Annotated in this window: 14 protein-coding genes; 7 read left to right on the forward strand and 7 right to left on the reverse strand. The window is 71.3% G+C overall.

From position 1 onward, the window contains the following. Positions 1 to 63 precede the first annotated feature (63 nt). The 5 genes from ABD481_RS15750 to lanKC form a co-directional block, all read right to left on the reverse strand. A complete protein-coding gene (locus ABD481_RS15750; protein ID WP_344666400.1) occupies positions 64 to 3303 on the reverse strand; it encodes a CHAT domain-containing protein in 3240 nt (1079 codons plus the stop codon). Positions 3304 to 3611: 308 nt separating this feature from the next. Continuing rightward, positions 3612 to 5417, reverse strand: coding sequence for an ATP-binding cassette domain-containing protein (locus tag ABD481_RS15755; protein WP_344666401.1), 1806 nt, complete (start codon positions 5415 to 5417; stop codon positions 3612 to 3614). 13 nt (positions 5418 to 5430) lie between these two features. Beyond that, on the reverse strand, positions 5431 to 7164 hold the full coding sequence (locus ABD481_RS15760; RefSeq protein ID WP_344666402.1) for an ABC transporter ATP-binding protein: 1734 nt from the start codon (positions 7162 to 7164) through the stop codon (positions 5431 to 5433). A gap of 175 nt (positions 7165 to 7339) precedes the next feature. Next, a complete protein-coding gene (locus tag ABD481_RS15765; RefSeq protein ID WP_344666403.1) occupies positions 7340 to 7462 on the reverse strand; it encodes a SapB/AmfS family lanthipeptide in 123 nt (40 codons plus the stop codon). A gap of 107 nt (positions 7463 to 7569) precedes the next feature. After that, entirely contained in the window at positions 7570 to 10215 is a 2646-nt protein-coding gene (gene lanKC / locus ABD481_RS15770; protein WP_344666404.1) for a class III lanthionine synthetase LanKC, read from the reverse strand. Between the two features lie 714 nt (positions 10216 to 10929). Here lanKC and ABD481_RS15775 point away from each other — a divergent pair. From ABD481_RS15775 to ABD481_RS15805, 7 genes are all read left to right on the forward strand, one after another. Next, positions 10930 to 12525, forward strand: a complete 1596-nt coding sequence (locus tag ABD481_RS15775) for an amino acid permease (RefSeq protein ID WP_425559185.1) — start codon at positions 10930 to 10932, stop codon at positions 12523 to 12525. After that, positions 12522 to 13367: an urea amidolyase associated protein UAAP1 gene (locus ABD481_RS15780; protein ID WP_344666405.1), complete on the forward strand. Its 846-nt coding sequence runs from the start codon at positions 12522 to 12524 to the stop codon at positions 13365 to 13367. Before ABD481_RS15775 ends, ABD481_RS15780 begins: the two co-directional genes overlap by 4 nt. Continuing rightward, positions 13364 to 14017 (forward strand): urea amidolyase associated protein UAAP2, encoded by a 654-nt coding sequence (locus ABD481_RS15785; protein ID WP_344666406.1) that lies wholly within the window; start codon positions 13364 to 13366, stop codon positions 14015 to 14017. Before ABD481_RS15780 ends, ABD481_RS15785 begins: the two co-directional genes overlap by 4 nt. Beyond that, the gene (uca, locus tag ABD481_RS15790) at positions 14014 to 17679 is read left to right on the forward strand and encodes an urea carboxylase (protein WP_344666407.1); all 3666 of its coding nucleotides are present in this window, start codon (positions 14014 to 14016) and stop codon (positions 17677 to 17679) included. Before ABD481_RS15785 ends, uca begins: the two co-directional genes overlap by 4 nt. A 20-nt stretch (positions 17680 to 17699) precedes the next feature. After that, entirely contained in the window at positions 17700 to 19361 is a 1662-nt protein-coding gene (gene atzF, locus ABD481_RS15795; protein ID WP_344666408.1) for an allophanate hydrolase, read from the forward strand. Beyond that, a complete protein-coding gene (locus tag ABD481_RS15800; RefSeq protein WP_344666409.1) occupies positions 19358 to 20032 on the forward strand; it encodes a TetR family transcriptional regulator in 675 nt (224 codons plus the stop codon). The genes atzF and ABD481_RS15800 overlap by 4 nt, the downstream gene beginning before the upstream one ends. A 102-nt stretch (positions 20033 to 20134) precedes the next feature. Continuing rightward, on the forward strand, positions 20135 to 22732 hold the full coding sequence (locus ABD481_RS15805; RefSeq protein WP_344666410.1) for a cell wall-binding repeat-containing protein: 2598 nt from the start codon (positions 20135 to 20137) through the stop codon (positions 22730 to 22732). Positions 22733 to 22879: 147 nt separating this feature from the next. Here ABD481_RS15805 and ABD481_RS15810 read toward each other — a convergent pair whose 3' ends face one another. Together ABD481_RS15810 and ABD481_RS15815 are read right to left on the reverse strand one after the other, a co-directional pair. Next, complete coding sequence (locus tag ABD481_RS15810) at positions 22880 to 24022, reverse strand: FAD-dependent monooxygenase (RefSeq protein WP_344666411.1); 1143 nt, start codon at positions 24020 to 24022, stop codon at positions 22880 to 22882. A 76-nt stretch (positions 24023 to 24098) separates the two neighbouring features. Beyond that, positions 24099 to 24857 (reverse strand): GntR family transcriptional regulator, encoded by a 759-nt coding sequence (locus ABD481_RS15815; RefSeq protein WP_344666412.1) that lies wholly within the window; start codon positions 24855 to 24857, stop codon positions 24099 to 24101. Between the last annotated feature and the right edge of the window lie 28 nt (positions 24858 to 24885).

A 24885-nucleotide genomic window follows, 5' to 3' on the forward strand; every position in this document is an offset into this window, starting at 1 on the left:
GACGCATTGACCGACGGTCAGTCACTATCAGCAGCCTTCAGACGCGGCGGCCAGGGACAGCGATCAGAGGCCGATATGAAGGTAGGGCGACCAGCGTGCCGGAGCCGTCGGACGCTCGTCGCGCGCGGCGAGGACTGCCTGCCGCAGCGTGTGGGCCAGGAGCGGCAAGGCGGCCGGACCGAGGTCGTCCCATCGGCAGTAGAGCGCCTCGGCGATCCTGCTGGCTTGGGCGTCGGGTATCGGTCCCAGGGTGGCCACGACCTGGCGGAAGCCGTGAAGGTGCAACAAGGCGGCTGGATGAGCGGACTCGTTCAAGATCCGATGGTCCGGGGTGGCGCTTTGGCAGGCTGACAGGTAGGCGAACTCCGCGTTCATGGTCGGGGCCTCGGAGAGCAGCCGTGCGGACAGCACGCCATCGTGGAGAACGATTCCGGCCGCTGCGGGCATATCCGGGTCCTGCGTTCCGTGACATGCGAAATGCACCCACGTGCACTCCGGGAGTGCGGACTGAACCGCCGCCAGCGTGGCCGTGGACCCGACGAGGACCCGGCAGTGCCCCTGGAAAGCCTTCTCCACCGTCCGACGCTCTTGAGCGGCGCCGGGCAACGCCGCATGGCCGGGTGTCTGTGGCATCGCCACGACGAGGGCCCTCGACTCCGCGGAAGCCGCTGGAAGGTCCCGTATCGCTGACAGGGATCTGAGAGTCGGTGTGTAGGAGCTTGCAACGCGGTCCGGCACTGTTTCTCCTGTGCCTTTCGCATGGTGGCCGGCGGCGTGCAGGGGCAGCATCGCGAGCGGGCCGCTGGGACACCACCAGACACGAGGCGCCTGCTCTGCGGGGCTTGTCGGGCTGGTGTGCCCGAGGGCCTCCAGAACTGGTGCGGCGACCGCGTCCCACAGCCACTCCAAGGTCCCAGCCAACATCCGGTTCAACCTGATGCGCGCGATCCCGGCGCTGTCCGAGTCCGCCACGGCGCCGAGGTCGCCCGACGACTGTTCCGCAGGTACCGGCACCGGCACCGGCCTGGAAGCCACCTCCAAACGTCGCAAGCGCGCCTGCACCTCGTCCAACCGCAGCCCGGGCAGAGGCACGAGCTGAGGCGCCTGGCCGGCTCTGACCACCAATGCATCCGATCGCCGGGACGCGACGTTGACCAGTACGACGGGCCCGTCCGCAGCGGCGGCGCCCAGCTCCTCCACCCCCGGCTTCGGCACCGGATCCACCATCGCGATGAGGGCCTCGTACTCCCGGCTCAGCGCCGTCCTCTGCTCGTCGCTGATCCCTGTCGCCAACGGCAGCCTGCGTTGGATCTGCCTGGCGACCCAGTTCGGGGCGGAACCCGCGGTGTCGAGCAGGGCTCTGATGGAGTCCAGCCTGGCGATCGTCTCGTGGTTCGCGTTCGATCCGGAGGAGTAGGAGCGACGCAGGTCGGCCAGCTGCGACCACAGGATCGCCCGCCCCTGCTCGAACACTTCCACGGCGCCGGACAGGTCGCCCGCGTTCAGCGCCGCGGCGACGGCCTCGGCCGGCAGATCTCCCCACGCCGACAACAGCCATTCCTGGTCGTCTCGGGCGACTCCGCGCCACACCAGCCGAGGCAGCAGATCGACCGCCACTCGGTAGGCGGTCCATGCTTCCTCCCACTCGCCGGCCTCCGCGGCGGCCTGTGCCCACCGCCTCGCCGCCCTCAGCCGATCGACGGCGGGCGCCGTCAACAGCCCCGCGGCCTCCCGCCACCGGTTTCGCGCCTGCGAGGTTGCGGGTGCCGACGTGGGTGCCGACGCGGGCGCGGCTCCGGCTCTGGCTCCGGGTTCGGGCTCGGGTTCGGGTTCGGCTCCAGGTTCGTGCGCGCCGCCAGCCGTCGACCAAACCCAGAGACACTCAGCGTGCTGAAAGATCCGGGCGGACAAATATGGGGACTGGTCCGACGTGCGTTCGACCGCCCGCTGCGCGTCGCTCAGCGCATCTCGAACGAGGCTCAGGTCCCTGTGATGGTCGTCCCGGTGCAGGTGGAACCGCAGCAGCAAGGCCCTGCTCCGGTCGAAGTGCGCGCGGGCCCGCAGCCGCCCGGAACGCCACCGAGCAGGGCGCAGGAGCCGGTCCGCCGAGCCCAAGGCTTCGAGATCGTCGAAGTGCTCGGCGCGGACGAGAAGCAGTTCGGCAAGGTTGAGCCGGCGAGCGCCAGGAAGCAGTGAACGACGGCCGCCACCGGCCTCGTAGGCCTCATGGATTGCCCGATCGAGGTCTGCGACGCTGCCCGACCGTGCCCAGCGGGCCGCGAGCACCCGACTGGTGAGGTGAGCGGTGATGCGGGACGGCCTGCGGGTCGTGAACCGTTTCCGGCGGAGCTGCTCGGCGATCGCGACCGACTCCGCCAGCGCGGCCGTGGAATGCAGGCGCTCAGCGCGGATCCGCAGCACATAGCTCATCGTCGGCATGATCACGGTGCTCAGCACACCGAACAGGAAGCCGTCGGGGATCTCCAGCGAATCCGCAGCCTGACGCAGGTCGGCCAGCGCGGCTTCGACGACGGCTTCATCCCCGGTGGCTTCCAGCCGGTTCACCAACGTGGCGGCCCGCAGCACCGCTGCCAACTGGCCCAGCGAGATCTCGACGTCGGCGGTCTTCTTCGTGTTCTGCCAAGGCTTCGCCGCCTGGTCGAAACGTGCGACCTCGCCGGGCAGGACGAAGAACGACGCCCTGCCCACCGAGCGAACGAAGACAAAGCACGCCCTGATCACGTACCAGCACCACGGCGCGAACAGCGTTCCAACGACCGTGATCGCGGCGAGCACCAGAATGAGAGGGCCGACGTCCCACACGGCGAACGCCGGGATAGTGGTGTCGGGCTCGTTGGTCGGCAGATCGAAGCTTCCCGGCTGGAGGTGGTTCCCTACGGAAACGAGGACCCAGACCACCAAGGAGGCGCCGCCGATCAACCCCGGCAGCCACAGCACCCATAGCGGCCGTGCCCAGCGCGGCGACAGCTGCCAGCCTTGCCGTACGCGATCCCAGAACCGGATCACCCACCGCAGCGATGCTCCGAGCAGCCCCGCCAAAAACCAGTCCTGGACATAGGTCCACGCCGTCGGCCGCCAGTCGGGTACGTCGCCGAACACCACGCGTCCCGCGGAGTCCACATACCACCCCGGCCCGGGCCGATAACTGGCGGTGAGGGTCTGGTCGTAGTACCAACCCCATGTATGCGGGCCCTGATACCAACTGCCCGTTTCTTCCCGGTGCCAGCCCGGAGGCGGATGGGAGAGGATCGTCGCGGCGCCGATCGAGAGCGTTGTGCCCAAGGCCAGCGTAAGCGTGAGTCCGGCCCACAACGCCCATCGATGACGAGCCGTCAGCGGCGGACGGCCGCCCGGCCTGGCGCGGGCCCGTCGTCGATCCGAAACGGTGGGCGCCACTACGAAGAACAGTGTCCACGCGGCGTAGGTCAGGACGGCTAAGCCGGCGCCGATCTTCTCGCCGAGCTGTGCCTGCCAACTCGTTGTCGCCACCCCCGAACGTCGAACTCCGCAAGCCCGGGCACAAGGCACAAACCTTTATGACGCTGCCACGAAGCATGGCACGTCGACAGTGGGCTGTCATGGTCGACGCCTCAGACGGAGCTGGGATCCCACTGGCCGACGAGATCCGCGTACAGCGGTGACGCGACAAGCAACTGCGCATGTGTGCCGATGAGCGGGTGCGTGCCATCGAGCAGCAGAATCCGGTCGGCCCGTCGGGCCGAGCTGATCCGGTGCGCGATCGTGATCACGGTGCCCGGGCGACGGTGGAAAGCCTCCTCGGCGCGGGCTTCGGCGGCCGCGTCCAGGTGCGAGGTCGCCTCGTCCAGGATGACCGTCCAAGCCGACGACACGTAGGCCCGGGCCAGGGCGATCTGCTGTTTCTCACCGGTGGACAGTTGCGCGGGGTCGAGTTGGGCGTCGAGGCTGCCGAGCCGGGAGAGCAGTCCGTCCGCGCCGAGGCCGGTCAGGGCTTCGAGCAGGCGGCGATCGGTGATCCTCGCGGGGCTGTCGGCGAGACAGCCGAGGTTCTCACGCAGTGTCCCGGTGAAGACATAGGCGTCCTGGGGGAGCAGGACGCGAGCGCGATACAGGTCGGCCCTGGCCACTCGGGGCAGCGGGACCTCGCCGTACGCGACCGTACCGTGGTCCGGGACGGTCATCCCGGCCAGGATGTCGGCCAGGGTGGACTTCCCGATTCCCGAGGGCCCCACGACGGCCAGATGCTCGCCCGGGGCGATGGTGAGGCTCAGGTCGCGCAGGATTGGCTCCGCCCCCGCGCCGTACGCGAACGTGACATCGCGCAGCTCCACCGGAAAACCGGCGGGCACGGCCGTGGATTGCGCGGCGGTCCGGTCCGGCGGGGGGCACGAGGCCTCGGCGAGACGTTCGGCGGCGATCTCCAGCCGGAGGAGCGAGCCGCCCACTCCTTGGACAAGCAGCCGCAGGGCCGGTTCCAGGACGCCGGTCAGATACGTGAGCACCGCGACCACACCGCCCGCGGTCATCCCTCGCCGGGTCAAGGCCGGGATCGCCAGCAGGATCAGGACGATCGGCACGTGCGCGCCGAGCGCGACGACGAGCCGTCGCAGCGCCGCGACGCGGGCCAGGGAACGCGCGGTGGCGGCCTGGGCCAGGACGGCCTGGTGGGCGCCGGCCATCCCGGCTTCCAGCGCGCCGCAGGAGACCAGATCGCGCAGGGATCCCAGCGTATCGACCGACACCCGGGCGAGGCGTTCCTCCGCGAGGTAGGCGGCCCGCTGCCGGCGGATCATGCTCGGTATCAGCATCGCGAACAAGCACAGTGCCAAGCCCAGCGGTACCGCGATGAGCGGCACGGCGGTCGGGGCCAGGGCCGTGGTGCCGAGGATGACCGCCGCCGCCGTCAGGACGAACTGCCAGACGATCATCAGCTGACCGGAGGCCGAGTCGCGCACAGCCTCCACCTGCCGGGTGATCTGCGCGACGGCGACCGCGGACCCGGCCCCGCGGGGCGCACCGGGATCGGCGGCGCGCTTGAGGGTCCCGGTCACGACACCGCGCAGCAACCGGTCCCTCAAAGGTTCGACGATGTCGGCCAGCGGGGGGAAAGTCTGTCGTCCGGCAACCGCGCCCACGAGTGTGACCAGGGCGAACACTGCGAGCCACAGCGCGGCCGCGCCGGTGTCGTGCGCGAGGAACCCGCGGTCGATCGCATTGGCGAGGACCTTTCCCGATACGAGCGCCGGCGCCGCGGACACCAAGGACCACAGCGACAGCAGGAGCATGGCGCGCCGACTGTGCCGCAGACTCTCGGCGAGCAGACGCAGACCTTGCCGTCCGGTCGGCGGCCGCGTCGACGTGTCGGAGTCCGCCCGGGGCGCGGTTCGCACCTGGACCGCGGATACGCGGAGGGTCATCGGCTGCCGCCCCTCACTCCGGCGCCGGTGACGAGCTGAAAACGGCGCGGTACTCCGGGTCCTGCCACAGTTCCGCATGCGGAGCCGCCGCCCGGACGCGGCCTCCGTCCAGCCAAGCGACGATGTCGGCGCGGGCCGCGATCGCGGTGCGATGCGTGATCACCAGGCGGGTCCGGTCGCTCAGCGCCTGGTCGAACGCCCGGCTCAGGACGGCCTCGGTGACGGTGTCCAGGCTGGAGGTCGCGTCGTCGAGCACGATGAGTCGCCCGCCGTGGGCGACCGCGCGTGCCAGGCCCAGTCGCTGGCGTTCACCGCCCGACAAGGGCGCTCGGGCCACCGGGGTGAGGTAGCCCTCGGGCAGTCGTCGGATGAAGGCGTCGGCCTGCGCCGCGCGTGCCGCCGCCCGGACGCGCTGCTCGGGGACGGTCCACGGGGCCAAGGCGATGGCGTCGTGCAGGGTTTCGCCGGGAAGTGAGGGATCTGCGAACGCATACGCGACCGCCGCGCGCAGGTCGTCGTCACGGATCCGGTCGACGGGGACGCCGTCGAGCACGACGGTGCCCGACTGCGGTTCCGTCAGGCGGCCGGCGAGGGCGGCGAGCAGGGACTTGCCCGAGCCGGAGCGGCCGACCAGGGCGACGCAGGAGCCCGCGGGGACGGTCAGATCGAGCTCGTCCAGAATGGTCGAGCCCGCTCGGACCACGCGGACCGAGCGGAATTCGAGCCGTCCACCGCCGGGCGGGAGCCGGAGGGTGCCCGGCGTGGGAACCGGCTGGTCCAGCACCGCGGCGACGCGTGCGGCCCCGGCTCGCGCCCTGGACAGGATGAGCAGGCTCTGTGCCGTTCCGAAGAAGCTCAGACCCACGGTGGTGTAGCCGAGGGCGGCGAGCAGGCCGCCCGGGCTCAGCGCTCCGGTGCCGACGGCATAGCCGGCGGTCGCGAGCACCGCGATCTGGGTCGCGGGCGCCAGCAGCGCGCTGTACCAGGCGATGCGCTGCTGGCTCTGCCACAGATCGCGGCCGCGCTGGGAGAGTTCCGGCACCGGACGCAGCACCCGTTCGATCTCGCGGTCCACCATTCCGGACGCGGAGATGGTGCGGATCCCGGTGAGCGCGTCCAGGAGCAGCGCGGCCACGGCGCCCTGGCCCTTCTGATAGCCGACGACCAGGCGGGTGGTGCGGCGCAGGTAGCGCTGGACGAGGGCGAAGCACGCGGGCGCGGTCACGAGGAAGGCCAGGGCCAGCGGCGGGTAGAGGACGACCAGCGCGACGATGGCGCCGAACGACATGGCCAGCTGCGCGGCGGAGTAGACCACTGATGTCACGGCTGTACCGGCCTCCGCGGCGTTGCCGGTGAGCCGTGCGATGAGGTCGCCCGGCGCGGCGAAGGCCGGCACGCGGCCGACCGCCGCCGTGCGGCGCAGGAAATCGCCCCGCAGGAGCGCGGTGGCGTCGGCGGTGGCGTGCGGGTCGGCGAGCTGGGTGAGCGCTTCGGCGATGATCAGCACGGCGAGAACGGCCAGAGCCGGCACGCAGGCGCTGTCACCGCGGCCGGACAGCACTCCGTTCACCGCGTCGGCCAGGGCGGCCGGGAGCGTGAGCGCGGCGGCGGTGCTGATCGCCACAGCGACCGTCAGAACCAGCGGCCATCCCGGGGCCCGCCGGACGAGCTGCCGCAGCAGCCGGTCCGCGGACGTGAAGTCGTGCTCTGTCGCAGTGGACGGCCGGACGGCTGCGGTTGCGCGCATCGGTGTACCTTGTCAGGTGCGGAGGGTGCCGGGGTTTCGAGGACGAACGTCGAACCGCAGGTCGGGGGTTTCGGGGTCAGGGACGCCGGCCCGGGCGGGCAGATACCGCCCGGACCGGCTCTGTTCACTCAGCCGCGTGCGCCGCGTTCGCGGTCACGGGACCAGGAGCGGGTACCTACAGGCACAGCAGCGTGCTGACCGTGCTCGTGGTGCAGTTGACCACGCTGAGCGAGCTGAGCGAGCGGAACTCGGTGCTGGTCTCGGGGGCGGCCAGGGCCTGGAGGTTGAGGATCGCCATGGTGTTCTCTCCTTCTTGCTTCGTGCTGCTGGGTGGTGCTTCCGGCGGGGTTGCCGGAACTCGTGGGCGACGGGTGGTGCCGTCGCGGTGGGAAGCGGCGCCGACGGTCAGGGGGTGCTTGCCGGAGCCGGGGCCGGGGCCGGGGCCCAGAACGGGAGGGCGGGGACACCGGCGAGGGCGGAGCCCACACCGAGGAGCACGCCGGCCGAGCCGGTCGCCAGATCCATCGACAGCCGGAGCAGCTGGTCGCCGGGAAAGGCGGCGTGGCCCTGATAGGGCACCAGGTGCAGGCCGAGCAGCCGGATGTGACGGCGGATGGTCTCGTCCTCCGGTGCCGACGTCCCGCACAGGCGGGCGAGATAGGCGATGAGCCCGGCCCGGCCGTTGAACAGTCCCGACTGGACGATGAACTCGGGTTCCGCGGCCCGCCGGATCAGATCCTGGCGCTCCTGGAGCCGGGGATCCGCCCGGTGCGTCAGGTATTCGTGCAGGACCAGCCCGATCCCCGCGCTGCCCGACTCCACGTACGGCAGTACCCGGAAGCCCTCGTCGACCTGGAGGGTGCCGTCCTCGCCCACGAGGCAGTGCGCGAGGTCGCGATCGATGGCCTCGCCGGCCAGGGCGAGCATGCCGTCGTCGCCCGTGCTCTGGTAGAGGCGCAGGAATAGCAGCGCGGCACCACTGGCGCCGTACAGCAGTCCCGCTCTTTCCGCGGCGGGCTGCTTGTCCGCGGCGTCCGGCGCCGTCGCCGGGTTCGTGCGCTGCAGGGAGCGCAGTCGCAGCGCGTCGGCCAAGCGATCGGCGGCGTTCAGGGCCGCGTCCCGCAGAGCGCGGTCGTCGAGGACGGCTGAGAAGTGCAGCAGCGTCAGCGCGATACCCGGCAGGCCCGCGAACAGATCGACACCCGGTTCGTCGGCGGGCGCGGCCATGAGCCGGTCGAGGAGGTTCACCGCCTCCTTCGTGCGGCCCAGCCGGTCCAGCACGTAGGCGACGCCGTGCGATCCGATGTACAAGCCGGGCATCGCGCGGTTCCGCGCCGTCGCGTCCAGGAGCCATTGGACGTGGCAGGGGTCCACCGCGGCACCGGAGACGTGCAGTGCGTAGAGCACTCCCGCGGCACCGTAAGCCAAACCCAGGGCGTCGTGGGTGAACTGCGCCGGGTCGCCGGGGAAGAGGCGGTCGGTGCGCTCAGGTGTGGCGCTCGCCGTGATGGCCGCCGCGAGCGAATCGCGGAGGGCGGGCCAGCTCGCGGGCTTCCCGTCCAGGAGCCTGCCCGGATCCTGATCGGCCGAGGCCCGGGTCGGGATCCCGGTCCTGGGTCGGTTCGGAGGCGGAGTCGAGGCGTCGGGTGGCACCTTCATGCGGGCGCGCACGATCGTCATCAGTTCCGGGGGCAGGTCGAAGCGGTCCTGCGCGGCTTCGGCGAGATCGTCGATCTTGGATGCGTCCAGCGCCGTCAAGGGAAGCAGAGGAAGGAAGCTCCAGAGGGTCAAGGCCGCGTAGGCGTACTCGTCGACTTCGAAACCCTTGGCCGTGGCGGGTGCCGCGAAGCCGGCGGCGCCGAGCGCCGGTCGCAGGAAGGCGTCGATGGGCGAGGCGAGCTCGAAGTCGACGAAGGCGACGCGTTCGTCCGGACGGACGATGAGATTGCGGGGATGCAGGTCCCCGAACACGATCCCTCGGTCGTGGATGGCTTTCAGCCCGTCGCCGACGGAGGCCAGCACCCTGAGGGCCTCCTCGCGGTAGTCGGCCACCGCCTGCCGGTCGACATCGGGGTGGATGAGCGGGAACCGCTGCCCGAACCAGAGGTTGAGCGGTTCCCCCTCGATGTGTTCCTGGACCAGGAAGTGGTGCTCCCAGGCGGTCAGGTAGCCGAGTTCCGCCGGGACGGCGTCGAGGCCGGCCAGGCGGCGCAGGATGTCGCGTTCGTGGCCCAGCCGCTGCACGGCGTCCTCGCCGCGCTGGTCGAGGCCGGCATGCGGCCGCGCCTCCTTGAGCACGACCTGGCGGCCGCCGTCCGCGGGGGTGGCGAGATAGATGCCGCCGCCGTTGGAGAAGTGCAGAGCACGCTCGACGGCGAACGGGAAGTCCGCGACGCTCTGCGTGTCGCGCGCGGCCAGCACGTCCCGCAGCACATCGGGGGAAGGTGCCCACTCGGGCACTTCGAACACCGCTGCCCGCAGGTCGGGCCGCAGTCGGCCGGAGGGCTCGCGCACGGCGAGCACGAGTTCGCCCGACTCGGAACGGCAGTACAGCTCGGTGAATCCTCCGTAGCGCAAGTAAAGGGGGCCGTTTCCCCATCGCAGATCGCTGAGGATATATGGTCCCTGCTGGCCTTCGAGAAGCTGCTGGAGATCGCCGAGACTCCGCTCCAGCGCACTGTCGTCCAGCGGATAGAGGGTCATGAACTTTCCGCTGGATCCGCGAGAGGCGTACTTGCTGTTCTGGGCGTGGACGATCGCCGGGCTGCGCAAGAATTTGAACGCCAGCCCTCGCTCAAGGCAGTAGGAGTGCACTATGGAAAGGATCTGCTCGGCGTTGTCCAAGCAGGCGGTCACGTGGATCTTCCAGCCCTGTTCCGGCAAACGCTGCTCCTGAGGCTGAAGGACGACCCACACCTCTCGGATATCCCGCACCCATCCCGCCGGTAATGGTTCGTGGACCGCGGGGAACTCTTCGAGGGATCCCCAGCGTGTCGGTGAATCATAGAAAAGCCTATCGGCGTAGGAGTAGGCCTCGTAGAGCGTGTCCATGACGGATCCCCTCGGAAGAACTCTCAGAACTCTCGTAAGGCACGCCCACCCCGGCCCCTTCTAAAAATTATCCGGCGTGGGAGGAGTGTCAATAGGCCCTCCAAGATCTCCGATAGTCGACCACCCCTTGTGATTCCTGCATATTCCTATACCTCTATAGAGGGTTCGCTGAGAATAGTTGGCTCTCTGACATGGAACGGCCGATGAAGTGTGGCACATATGTCCGCACGCTCATGTTGTGAAGCTGTCAACCATCTGCGTATTTCAGCGACCGGGGATCGAAGTGATCTGTCTGCCGCACGGCCGCCGAGGGGGAATTCGGGGCGCATCCGGGGCGCGCAAGGGGCGCGCTACGGCGTGAGCGGTACCCTGTCGCGGAAGAAATGGGTCCCGTGTGCGCGATGTATATCGACCGGCCGCCCGAGCGGTCATTGATGGTCGGTATATTGATGTCAACATAAGATGTTATGAACGCGTTATGTCGCTGTGTCCTCGGCGATGCATGACGGAGGCGGAGACGAGCCCTGGCTCCCCTCCGATGGCTTCCGCCGAACATGCGCCGGAGTTAACACGGCTCGTACAACCGCGTCACGGGGCGGTGACCAGCGGCCCTCACTTTAGGCGATACCTGTCGAGCGACAGGTATTCCGAGCCCCCGTGAGGTCCGCGATGAGCCAGCACCAGAACGTTGCGCCACACGATCAACCACCGTCCTTGTCCGGTGCCGCGGCCTCAGCCGCCGCGCCGGCCCCGGCCGCCGCCCTCGCGCCGGCCGTTCCCGAGGCCGCCGCCCTCGCCTCCCTCGGCTACCGCCAAGAACTGCGCCGCGGCGTCGGCTCCTTCTCCTCCTTCGCCGCCGGCTTCTCCTTCGTCAGCATCCTGACCACGGTCTTCCAGCTGTTCGGCCTGGGCTTCGGCTTCGGCGGCGCGGCCTTCTTCTGGACCTGGCCGCTGGTCTTCGCCGGCCAGTTGCTCGTGGCCCTGAACTTCGCGCAGCTGGCGGCGTGGTGGCCGGTCTCCGGGGCGATCTACCAGTGGTCGACGCGCCTGGCCGGGAAGGTGCTCGGCTGGTTCACCGGCTGGACGATGATCGTGGGCCAGATCCTCACCGTCGCGGTGGCGGCCGTGGCCTTGCAGGCGGTGCTGCCGAGCATCTGGGACGGGTTCCAGATCGTCGGCGGATCGCAGGCCGACCCCACGCCGACCTCGTCGACGGGGGCGGAGAACGCGGTGCTGCTCGGCTGCCTCCTGCTGGTCGTCACCACGGTCGTGACCATCGTGTCGGTCCGCGTCATGGCCCTGGTCACCAGCGCCGGCGTGGTCGTCGAACTGGTCGGCGTGGTCGCGCTCGTCGCGCTGCTGTTCTTCCTGCCGAAGCGGTCCGCGACCGTCGTGCTGCACACGACCGGCGCCGCCTCCGGCGGCTCATACGTGTTCGCGTGGCTGGCCTCGGCCTTGATGGCCGCGTACGTCCTGGTCGGCTTCGACGCCGCCGGCGAGCTCAGCGAGGAGACGCACGCGCCGCGCCGCACGACGCCGAAGACGATCGTGCGCGCCGTCGCGGTGTCGGGGCTGGGCGGGGGACTGCTGATCCTGGCCGGCCTGATCGCGGCGCCGAGCCTGAGTGACGGGCACCTGGGGTCCGGCGGGTTGGCCTGGGTGGTCTCGGAGCGGTTCGGGTCGGTACTGGGACGGCTGCTGCTGTGCACGGTCGCGGTGGCGGTGTTCGCCTGCACGCTGGCCTGCCAGACGGCCGGGGCGCGGATGGTGTTCTCCATGGCGCGCGAGAAGGCGCTGCCGTTCTCCGGGACGCTGGCGAAGGTGTCGCCGCGGACCGGGACGCCGATCACGGCGAGCCTGGTCGTGGGCGTCGGAGCGGTGGCGGCGCTGATCGTGAACATCGGCCAGACCGCGCTGTTCACGGCCCTGTCGAGCCTGTGCATCGCGATGCTGTATCTGGCGTACCTCGGCGTGACCGGCCCGCTGCTGTGGCGCCGGCTCTCGGGCTGGACCTCGCGGTTCGACGGCGAGCAGGACGAGGACGGACGCGCCGTCTTCAGCCTGGGCCGGTTCGGCGTCGTCGTCGGAGCCGTCGCCGTGCTGTATCAGGCCACGATGGTGGTCAACCTGCTCTGGCCGCGCACCGCCGTCTACGACACCACCGGACACACCTGGTGGCTGCGGTGGTCCGGAGTCCTGTTCATCGCCGGGGCCACGGCCGTCGGCGGCCTCTACTACGCCGCCACGCACCGACGCCACCGAGTGCTCGGCAGCCTCGCGGTCGGAGCGGTGGCCGAGGCGGCCTCATGACCACCCGCCGCACGGACACCATCGCCGCCGCCCGCGGCGACGCACGATCCCAGGCCGCCTCCGCCGCCGCGACAGCGGCCCAATCAATGCCCTACATCCCTGCGGCGTCCTCCCCGTACCTCCCGCCGGACGTCTCACCGAACGCCCTCACCTGGGCCGAGACCGTCCCGCCGGCCGCCTACACCCACCGCGTCGTCGCGCGCGGCACCCGCATCCGCTTGCAGGACCCCACCGGCGACGCCTGCGCACACCTGTTCCTCTTACGCGCCGACGCGCCCTACGAACGCCTCAACATCGCCGACACCCTCAAGATCCCCTGGCAGGCCTACCTCGGTCCCGGTCACCCCCTGCTCTCCGGCGACGGCCGGGTGCTGGCCACCCTCGCCGCCGACACATCGCAGCACCATGACGCCTTCCTCGGCACCGGCTCCGACACGTGGAACCTCGCCAAGTACGGCGACGCCCGCCCCGAAGGGCCGACGCCGTCCGGGCAGTCGCTGCTGACCCTCGCCGCCGCGAAGCACGGCCTGACGATGCGGGACCTCGGCCCGACCCTGTCCTTCTTCCAAGGAGTTCGCGTCGCCGAGGACGGCGCCTTCCAATGGCAGGGCGCTGCCGGTCCCGGAACCTCGGTCGACCTGATCGCCGAACTGCCGCTCATCGTCCTGATCGCCAACGTCCCGCATCCTCTGGACCCGCGTCCCGACTACACCGTCGGCCCCCTGCGCATCCACGCCTGGCGCGGCACCCCGACCCGCCCCGGCGACGCGTCCTTCACCGCCAGCCCCGAACGCACCCGCGCCTACCTGAACACCATCGACGACTGGGAGTCCCGTCAGTGACCGTCCTGAACTGGTCCAGCTCTCTGGTTCCCGGCCCCGTGGTGCGCGACGACCGCGTCCCGGCGCGCGCCTCGTGGTCGGCGGTCGTGTCGGCCGGGCACGTGCTGACGATCGTCGACGTCGGCGGGAACCAGAGCGCGGACTGCCTGCTGTTCGACGCCGCCGATCCGGCCGAGCGCTACAGCGTCCCGGACACGCTGGCCTGGTCGGGCAACGCCTACGTCCGCACCGGTACGGTACTGCGCTCCAACCATGGCAATCCCCTGATGACCGTCGTCGACAACGAGGTCGACCGGCAGGACACGATCGGCGGGGCCTGCTCCAAGGAGTCCAACACCCTCCGCTACGGCCACCACACGGCCGCGGACCACGCCTGCCGCGAGAACTTCCTGTTCGAGGGCGCCAAGTGGGGGTTGGGCGTCCGGGACCTGGTGTCCAACCTGAACTGGTTCATGAACGTGCCGGTCGAGGCCGACGGATCGCTGGGGATCGTGGACGGCCTCAGCGCGCCGGGCAAGCGCGTGGCGGTGCGGGCCGAGCGGGACGTGCTGGTCGTCGTGTCCAACTGCCCGCAGATGAACAACCCCTGCAACGCCTTCGACCCGACCCCGCTGCGCATGATCGTCACCGCCGCCCAGGAGGACGCGTGAACCCCCGCTTCGACACGGTCCTGATCGCCAACCGGGGCGAGATCGCCCGGCGCGTGATCCGCTCGGCCCGCGAACTCGGGCTGCGGACCGTCGCCGTGTTCTCCGACGCCGACCGCGCGGCGCCCCACGTCCGCGAGGCCGACACGGCCGTCCGGATCGGCCCCGGCCCGGCCCGCGAAAGCTACCTGCGGGCCGAGGCGATCCTGGAGCTGGCCGTGCGGCACGGCGCCGCCGTGCACCCCGGCTACGGCTTCCTGTCCGAGAACGCGGAGTTCGCCCAGGCCGTCGAAGCGGCCGGCCTGGCCTTCGTCGGCCCCACCGCCGAGCAGATCGAAGCCTTCGGCAGCAAGCACACGGCGCGCGCCCTCGCGGCGGCCGCCGGAGTGCCGATGCTCGCCGGCACCGAACTGCTGGCCTCGGCCGACGACGCGCTCGACGAGGCCGTGCGGATCGGGTTCCCGGTGATGCTCAAGGCGACCGGGGGCGGCGGCGGGATCGGCATGGCCGCGTGCGCCGACGCCGGCGAGGTCCGCGAGGCGTTCGACCGGGTGAGCCGGCTCGCCGGCGCGAACTTCGGCGTGGGCGGGGTGTTCCTGGAGCGGCTGGTGAGCCCCGCGCGGCATGTCGAGGTACAGCTGTTCGGCGACGGAGCCGGCCGCGTCGCGGTGTTCGGCGACCGCGACTGCTCGCTCCAGCGCCGGCACCAGAAGGTGATCGAGGAGGCCCCCGCTCCGGGGCTGCCCGAGGATGTACGAGCCCTGCTGCACGAGTCGGCGCGCGCCCTGCTGGCCGGCGTCGGATACCGGTCGGCCGGGACCGTCGAGTTCGTCTACGACCCGCTCCGGTCCGAGGCCTCGTTCCTGGAGGTCAACACCCGGCTCCAGGTCGAGCACCCGGTCACCGAGGAGGTGTTCGGGGTGGACCTGGTGGCTCTGATGCTGCGGCTGGCGCGCGACGGCGCGTCAGGACTCGATGACGCGGTCTTCGCTCCGCACGAGCCGCGCGGCCACGCCGTCGAGGCCCGCGTCTACGCCGAGGATCCGGGGCGCGGCGGGGCCCCGAGCTCCGGCCTCGTCACCTCCGCGGTGTTTCCCGGCCAGGGCACGCCGCCGCTGGCCGGCGTGCGGGTGGACGGCTGGCTGGAGACCGGGATGGAGGTCGGCGGCCACTACGATCCGATGCTCGCCAAGGTGATCGCGTCCGGGCCGACCCGGGACGACGCGCTGGACGTGCTGCGCGAGGGCCTCCAGGACTGCCGCGTGGACGGGATCGTCACCAACCTCGGGCTGCTCAGGGCCCTGACCGACGACGCGGCGCTGCGCTCGGTGACCCATTCCACCTCGACGCTGGCCGAGCCGGGACGCGCCGGCGATCCCGAGCCGCGCGTGGAGGTGCTGGTGCCCGGCTTGCAGACGACGGTCCAGGACCTGCCGGGCCGGATCGGGCTGTGGTCCGTCGGCGTTCCGCCGAGCGGGCCCTTCGACCCGGTGTCCTTCGCCGAGGCCAATCTCGCCGTCGGCAATCCCGCCGGGGCCCCGGGGCTGGAAGCCACCGCTTCCGGTCCGACGCTGCGCTTCTCCACCGCGACGATCGTCGCCGTCACCGGCGCGCCGTGCCAGGTGCTGCTCGACGGGGAGCCGGTCCCGATGTGGGAGCCGGTCGAGGTCGCGGCCGGGTCCGAGCTCGCCGTCGGCGCGGTCGCCGGGCCGGGGCTTCGGGTCTACCTGGCCGTGCGCGGCGGTCTCGACGTGCCGCGCTATCTGGACAGCGCCTCGACCTTCACCCTCGGCGGGTTCGGCGGCCACGGCGGCCGGGCCCTGATCACCGGGGACGTGCTCCGCCCCGGATCGCCGGACTCCGACCGGCCGCATCCGGCGTTCCCGCCCGGCGAGCGGCTGACGCGCGTCGGGCCGCCGACCCCCGCGCACCGCCGCCCGGCCTTCACCGGCGACTGGCAGATCGCCGTCACCGAGGGCCCGCACGCCGCGCCGGAGTTCTTCACCCGTGCGGACATCGATACTTTGTACGAGTCCTGCTATACGGTGCACCACAACTCGGCGCGGACCGGGGTGCGGCTGCTGGGCCCGAAGCCCGCGTGGGCCCGGCCGGACGGCGGCGAAGCCGGACTGCACCCCTCGAACATCCACGACACGCCGTACGCCGTCGGCGCGCTCGACTTCACCGGCGACACGCCGATCATCCTCGGACCGGACGGGCCCTCGCTCGGCGGCTTCGTGTGCCCGGCCGTGGTGGCCGGCGGCGACCTGTGGAAGCTCGGACAGCTGCGGCCCGGCGACACGGTTCGGTTCGTCCCGGTCCGGGAGGCCGACGCGGCGCTGCTCACCGACGACCGCGCCAACCCGGCCGTGGCCGTGCTGCTGCGCGGCGGCGACGGGGACGACGGCGTCCTCGGCCGGCTGCCGGCCCAGGACGACCGCCCCGAGGTGACCTACCGGCGCGACGGCGACGGCAACGTCCTGGTCGAGTACGGGCCGATGACGCTCGACATCGGCCTGCGGATGCGTGTCCACGCCTTGCAGGAAGCGCTGGCCTCGCACGCGCCGCAAGGCGTCCTGGACGTGACCCCGGGAATCAGGTCCCTGCAAATCCACACCGACACCCGGAAGCTGCGCGCCTCCGACATGGCGGCGATGCTTCGCGAACTGGAGACGACGATCCCGCCGACGTCGGAACTGGTCGTGCCGTCCCGGACGGTGCGGCTGCCGCTGTCCTGGGACGACCCGGCCACCCGGGTCGCGATCGAGCGCTACATGGCCGGAGTGCGCGACGACGCCCCCTGGACGCCGTGGAACATCGAGTTCATCCGGCGGATCAACGGACTGGACTCGGTGGAGGACGTGCAGCGCATCGTCTACGACGCCTCCTACCTCGTGCTGGGACTCGGCGACGTCTACCTGGGCGCGCCGGTCGCCACGCCGCTGGACCCCCGGCACCGGCTGGTGACGACGAAATACAACCCGGCCCGCACCTGGACGGCCGAGAACTCCGTCGGGATCGGCGGGGCATACCTGTGCATCTACGGGATGGAAGGACCCGGCGGCTACCAGTTCGTCGGACGGACGGTCCAGATCTGGAACCGCTTCCGTCGCGGCGGACTGTTCCGCGAGCATCCCTGGGCCCTGCGATTCTTCGACCGGATCGAGTGGTACCCGGTGACCGCCGAGGAACTGCTCGAACTGCGGGCCGAGACCGATGCCGGGCGCGGCGACTTCGAGACGGCCGAAGGAACGTTCTCCATCGCGGATTACGAACGGTTCCTGACGCGCGAGGCCGACTCGATCGCCGCCTTCCGGGCGCGCCAGAGCGCCGCGTTCGACGAGGAGAAGAAGCGCTGGCACGCCTCAGGAGAGTTCGACCGGCAGACCGAGCCCGTCGCCGCGGACGCACCGGACCAGGCGCAGGTCCAGGTGCCGGACGGGGCGGTCGTCGTGGCCGCGCCGTTCCTGTCCACCGTGTGGCAGCTGCACGTCGAACCGGGCACCGTCGTCTCGGCCGGGCAGCGGATCGCCGCGGTGGAGGCGATGAAGATGGAGTCGGTGGTGACCGCGCCCTGCGCGGGACGAGTACTCGACGTCTACACCCGCCCCGGGGAACAGGTCGCGGCGGGGCAGGCCCTGGTCGCGATCGGGGTGGGAGAGTGAACAGGGGAGTGAACAGGCGAGTGAACAGGGGAGCGAACGCCGACACCGCCCGCACGCGGGTGCGCACCGCGTTCGCCCGGATCCGGGAGGCCGACCGGCCCGAAGTGTGGATCAGCCTGCGCCCGGAGGCGGAGGTCCTGGCCGAGGCGGAACGGATCGACAGACGCGCCGACGCCGGGGAGCGGTTGCCCTTGGCGGGAACGGTGTTCGCCGTCAAGGACAACATCGACGTCCTGGGCATGGCCACGACCGCCGGCTGCGCCGCCTACGCCTACCAGCCGGATCAGGACGCCGAGAGCGTCGCACGCCTGCGCGCCGCCGGGGCGATCGTCATCGGCAAGACCAACCTCGACCAGTTCGCGACCGGACTGGTCGGCACCCGCAGCCCGTTCGGCGCCGTCCGCAACGCCTGGGATCCGGAGCGGATCTCCGGCGGCTCCTCCTCGGGATCGGCCGTCGCCGTCGCCCTGGGCGAGGTCGACTTCGCCCTCGGCACCGACACCGCCGGTTCCGGCCGGATCCCCGCGGCCCTCCAAGGGATCGTCGGAGTCAAACCCACCGTCGGCACGGTGCCGACCTCCGGCGTCGTCCCGGCCTGCCGCTCCCTGGACTGCGTGACCGTGTTCGCCCCCGAACTCACCCTCGCGCGCACCGTCGCCGAAGTGATGGGCGACCCGGCCCCGGCACCACGCACGATGCCCGCGCGTCCCCGCGTCGCCGTCCCCCTCGCGGCGCAACTGGCCGAGCTGGCCGACGGCTGGCCGGAGGCGTTCGCGGCGGCGGTAGCCCGGCTGCGGACCCGCGGCGCCGAGATCGTCGAGGTCGACATCTCCCCGCTCCTGGAAGCCGCGACCCTGCTGTACGGCGGCGCCTTCGTCGCCGAACGCTACGCCGCCGTCGGCGAGTTCATCAGCAAACACCCCGACGCCGACCTCGACCCGACCGTCGCCGCCATTATCCTGGCCGGCGCCGCCCCGACCGCCGCAGACCTGTTCCGCGACCGCGAGCGCCTGGAACAACTCGGCGCCGAAGGACTCGGCATCTTGGAGGACTGTGATGCCCTGCTCACCCCGACCACGACCGGCCACCCCACGATCGCCGAGGTGGCCGCCGACCCGGTCGGCGCGAACAGCCGTCTGGGCCGCTACACGAACTATGCGAACCTCTTCGGCCTCGCGGCGCTCGCCGTCCCGGCCGGGCTCGTCGACGGCCTGCCCTTCGGCATCATGTTCACCGGCGCCCCGCACTCCGACCAGGCCCTGGCCGACCTCGCCGCACGCTTCGCCGCACCGCCGGTGCACGTCGCGGTCTTCGGAGCGCACCTGCGCGGTCAGCCGCTCAACCGGCACCTGACAGGGCTCGGCGGCGTCTTCGCCGAGGACGTCCACACCACGCCGGAGTACCGGCTGTTCGCGCTGCGGACCGTCCCGGCCAAACCCGGCCTGGTCCGGACCGCCACCACACAGGGCACCTCGATCGTCGGCGAGCTGTGGACGCTGCCCGCCGCCGGATTCGCCGAACTCGTCGCCTCCCTGCCGCGCCCGATGGCGATCGGCCCGGTGGCGCTCGCCGACGGCCGCACGGTTCCGGGCTTCCTGTGCGAACCATCAGCCCTCGACGACGCCCAGGACATCACCGCGGCGGGCGGCTGGCGCGCCCATCTGGCCGACGCGCCAAAATGACCACTGTGGAGAAGACGTCACGCGCGGGCCGCCCGCGCGCTGTCCCGGACCCCGCCCCGCAGCTGCCGCCGCGCGAACAGATCCTCCTCGCCGCCGCCGGACTGTTCGTGGAGCAGGGCTTCGGCAGCACCTCGACGCGCGCCATCGCCGACGCCGTCGGCATCCGGCAGGCGTCGCTGTACTACCACTTCGCAGGAAAGGACGACATCCTCGCCGAACTGCTGGACCGCTCGGTACGCCCCAGCGCCGAGCTGGCCCGCCGCCTGGAGGAGCGGGCCGGTGCGGACCCCGCAGCCGCCGCCGCGTCGCTCTACGCGCTCGCCGTGACGGATACGCAGCTGCTGGCCCACGCCCCGCACAACATCGGAAGCCTTTATCTGCTCCCTGAAGTAGGGGATGCGCGCTTCGACGACTTCCGGGCCCTGCGCCACGAACTCCAAGCGGTCTACGGGCGGCTGGGGGCCAAAGCCGGGCACCTGGCGGCGGACGCGGTCCCGGAATCGGTACTCGGAGCACTGCTGATTCAGGTCGTGGAAGTGGTCATTCCGCTGCGTCGGTTGGGTGGCGCGGCGGTCGAGCCGGCAGTCGTGGCGGCGGCGACACTGCGGATGGCCGGGCTCGGTCCGGCCGAGATCGAAGCCGCGTCGTCACACGCCGCGGAACTGGCGTGATGTGCGTTTGACACCGCACGGCGCGAAGCAGATCCTACCGATGTCATCGGCATCTCATGGGGGGCTCCTTACTTGCCTACTTTCTTTGTCGCGTCACAGGGCGTGTCCGCACGCCGCCGCGTCGCACTCATGGCCGTCTCGGCGCTCGCTTCCGGAACCGCAGTGCCCTTCGTGGCGTCGAGCGCCCACGCGGACACGGTCGCCGCGACGGTGTTCGTCGGATCGACGAGCGGTGCCACCTGCAACGACACCGCCGCCGGAGCGGGGACCTCGGCGATCCCGTTCTGCACGATCCAGGTGGCTCTGGATTCGGCGCTGACCGGGCCGGGGACCACGGTGCTCGTCGCGCACGACTACTTCGACGGTCAGGTGAAGGTGTCGAAGTCGGGGACGCCCGGCCACCCGATCATCCTGCGTTCCGCGTCGCTGGCCCAAGGCACTCGGGCTGTGCTCCAGGGTTCGTTCCTGGTCAGCGGCGCGCACGACGTCACCATCGACGGGTTCGACGTCGACGCGGACCAGACCGGGGTCGACATCGAGGGCTCCTCGGACGTCGCGGTGACCCGCACCCTGCTGTTCGGCACCGGCGATCCGGACGTCGCGGCCGTCGGCGTCAAGGCCGCCGCGGGCTCGTCCGACGTCACGGTCAGTGACGACGTCATCAGGTACTTCGGCAGCGGCGGCGTGGTGGCCGACTCGGTGTCGGGCCTGAACGTCGTCAACAACACCATCACGCAGAACACCCTGTCCGACTTCACGGCGAGCACCATCAACGTCACCGGGACGTCCGACGCGGTCGCCGTCCGCAACAACATCCTCGACGCGGCGCCGGCGGTGCCGGCCGGGTCCGCCGTCGACTACAACGTGATCACGACTGGCACCGTCGGTCCGCACGACATCAAGGGCGACGGGCAGATCGGCGACGGCTTCACGCCGAGCGACGCCTCGCCCGCGATCGACTCCGCCGACGCGGCCGCGCCCGGCGTGCCCGAGACCGACATCTTCGGAAACGCAGCCGTCGACGACCCGCTCGTCGCCAACACCGGCACCGGTTCGGGCATCCGCGACCGGGGCGCCCGCGAGCGGACCCACGGCGAGACGCGGTACACCCTCGCCCTGACCCCGGCCTCCGGCGACGCGCCGCTCACGGTCCAGGCCGCCGTGACCGAGCACCTCGGATGGGGTCAGACCTCGCGCGCGGCCTCCTACGCGTTCAACTTCATCGGGCTCGACCAGCCGGCCACGGCCAGCCCGACAGCTCAGTACACGTACACGAGCCCCGAGTTCGACCGCACTGTGGGCGTCACGATCTACGACAGCGCGCACAACATCATCGGTACCGCGAGCGCTGTCGCCAAGGTGGGCCAGAAGGTCGTCGCGACGCTCACTGTCCAGGCCTCGGGCCTCGACGTCAACGCCACGGGCACCATCTCCGACGCGACCGCCGACGACTGGACCATCAATTTCGGCGACGGCTACGTGGCGCAGTACTCGCGGATGATCCCGCAGGCCACGGCGAGCCACACCTACGCCCACGCGGGCAGCTACACGATCACGCTGACCGCCCCCGGGCTGGTGCCGGACGACGTCGCGACGGTCATCAAGCACATCACGGTCGCCGCGCCGCCTCCGCCGCCGTCGGCCGTCGACACGACCCCGGTCGTCCACCGCATCGCCGGCGACGACCGCTACGCGACCTCCATCGCCGCCTCCCAGGCCCGCTGGAGCGCCCCGGCCGGGCTCGACGGCGCCCCGGCGAACGACCAGGCGCAGGCCGTCGTCCTGGCCCGCGGCGACGCCTTCCCCGACGCGCTCGCCGGGGTCCCGCTGGCCAGCTATAAGCATGGTCCGCTGCTGCTCACCGACCCGACGGCGCTGAGCCGCGCCACGCTCGACGAGATCCGCCGCGTCCTGCCCGCCGACGGCAAGCACACGATCTACATCCTCGGCGGCCGGAACGCGGTGTCGCCCCAGATCGAGGCGCAGCTGCGCGGGCTCGGCTACCTGACCGTCCGCTACGGCGGCAACGACCGCTACGGCACCGCGGTGCAGATCGCGCACCTCGGCCTCAACGACCCGGAGCACCTCATCGTCGCCACCGGCGAGGACTTCGCCGACGCGCTCGCCGCCGGGCCGTTCGCCTCCAACAGCGCCGAGGTCGTGGACGGCAAGCCGGCCGCGATCCTGTTGTCCGGCAAGGCGAACGGGAACGACGCCATCACCGACCCGGCGACCGCCGCGTACATCGACGCCAAGGTCCGGACCAACGGCGGCGTCGACCGGTGCGTCAACGTCAACCTCATCACCGCCGTCGGCGGCCCGGCCCTGCGCGCCTTCATCGCCCTGGAGCACTCGGGGAACAAGGACGCCTGCGTGGACGGGATCGTCGGCAACGACCGGTACGAGACCTCCGCCCGGCTGGCCGCCCAGTGGGGACCGCCCGAGCACCCCGGCGTCGCGGTCGGCACGAACTTCCCCGACGCGCTCAGCGGCGGTGCCTACGAGGCGAGCATCGGCCAGCCGCTGCTGCTCACCGAGCAGGCGTCGCTGTCGATGTGGACGACGAAGGTGCTGGCTTCGATGTTCCCCGCCTACCAGGACACCCGCACGCGCTCCGTCGTGGTCTTCGGCGGTCCGTCGGCGGTGAGCGACGAGGTGGAGAAGCAGATCGCCTCCGCCGCGCACGGCGTCGTCCGATAAGGCCGAGGGTGCTGAGGGCTGAGGGCTGAGGGCTGAGGGCTGAGGGCTGAGGGCTGGAGGCCGAGGGAGCGTCATCCCCTCGGCCTCAGCAGCGCCGCCGGCTGAGTGGTCGTCGCGGGGGAGTCGGCGTAGGCGGGGAGCTGGGCCCTATGAGCGGTGCACGACAGGGCTCCCCGGCCCCGGCGGCAGCGCCTGGCGCAGCCGGGAGACGAAGTACGCGATATCAGTGTGCTGTCCCGCCGCGAAGACGTAGAAGTCCGGTCGGGCCAGGAGCGCCTGACAGCGGTGCCGGGCGAACCACTGCTCGTAGCCGCCGTCGAGATCCCGGACGGGGCCCGCGTCGGACAGGTCGGCGACCACGCCTCCGATCCGTCGGAACCAGGCCAGGTCGTCCTCGCTCAGGAGCTCTCCGGGATCCCCGGCGCGGCTGATCAGCTGCCAACCGCCGCCGAGCACGTCGTCGAACAGGCCGCTGCGGTCGCCGACCCGGATCCGGCCCTGCGGCGCCAGGCCGCCTTCGGCACCGTTCTCGTCGAGGACCATCCGGACCTGGCCGGCACGCTCGGGTCCGTAGCTGTCGAGCACGAACGGCGTCGTCAGGCCGCGGTGGACCAGCGCCAGCCGCCAGGTCAGGGCTCGAGCGTCGCGCAGTCCCGCGCAGAGCCCCAGTCCGAACAAGGGCGATGCGAGGCGGGCCGCGTCGCCGGCGAGGAAGACGTTCCCGTCCCGCCAGATGTTCGCGCAGCTTGCCCGGAAGCCCAAGTCGGAGCGGACGGCGCTCTCGGCCCCGTCGGCACCGATCAGCCAGCGCGCGCGAATCGGGGCGACCCGCGTCGGATCGTCGGTGGCGGTCGCCAGGACCGACACCGCATGGCCGGTCTGCGTCAGGGACAGGAAGGTCCAGCCCCGATGGACGGTGACGCCCGGCGTCGCGGCGGCGAGGTCTTCGAGGGCTGCTTCCAGATCCGCCTGATGGAAGCTGTTGGCGGTGGCCCACCCCGCCTGGGCGGCGCGTCCCCAATCGACCGCTTGCAGGATGCGCATTGCTTCATGATCGACGGTGCAGGCGTGCGGCGCCGGGTAGCGCCGGGCCCGGCGCTCGACGACCGCCACCCGCAAGCCGGCCTGGCCGAGGAGGACGGCGGTCAGCAGGCCGACGGGACCGCCGCCGACGACGACGCAGTCGACGTCCGGAGGGATGGTCCGCGGACGGGGAGGCGGTGGCGTCGCCTTCGAGTCCGAACGGGGCCGCATCGCGGCGGGAACGGCCCGGTGCAGCCGCGCGGTCATGAAGTCCTCCCGGGGTGGCGATGGTCGTCGGCGGTGCCGCGGTCCCGCACGACCTCGCCGTTCCGGTGGCGGCGCTTCAGGCGGTGCTGGTGCTGGAACTGGGATTGGTGCTGATGCTGGTGCTGGGATTGGCGCTGGTGCCGGGATTGGTACCAGGGCTGATGCTGAAGGAGGAATCGGCCAGAATCGCCTGCGTGCGGTCGACGTGCGCCTCGAAAAGCGCCACGCCGTGGTCCGCCTCGTGCGCGAGGGCCGCGTCCAGCAGGCCCTTGTGCTCGCCGGCCACGTCGCGGTGGGTCTCCCGGGTTCCGGGTCCGGACCAGGCCCGGTACAGTTCGGCGGCGTCGGAGAGCCGGACGCAGATGTCGAGCAGCACCGGGTTGTCGCAGGCCTCGATCAGCTTGTGGTGGAAGATCAGGTGCGCCCGGGCCCACTCCTCGTTGCGGGTGCTCGGATCGCCGTCGAGATAGATGGGCAGGCTGGCCATGCGGTGGTGGGCGGCGAGGACCTCGGACTCCCAGGTGACGTCGCCCCGCTCGATCGACAGCCGCAGCGCGGCGCCTTCGTTGATCTTGCGGGTGGCGGTGAGGTCGGCCAGCTCGCGCAGCGACAGGGGGGTGACGTGGAAGCCGCGGTTGCGCTCGACGCGGACCAGGCCCTGGGCGGCGAGCAGGCCGAAGGCTTCCCGGACCACGCCCAGGCTGACCTCCAGCCGCTGGGCGAGCTCGGCCGGCTTGAGCCGCTCGCCGGGGGCGACCCGGCCGTTGAGGATCGACGAGCGCAACTGCTCGTAGACACTCTCGACAAGACTCTCACTGCCAGCTCTCTTCGCCACACTGCAATTCTAACACTTGTATCGAAAA

This window comes from Catenulispora yoronensis, from assembly GCF_039531695.1.
Taxonomy (GTDB): Bacteria; Actinomycetota; Actinomycetes; order Streptomycetales; family Catenulisporaceae; genus Catenulispora; species Catenulispora yoronensis.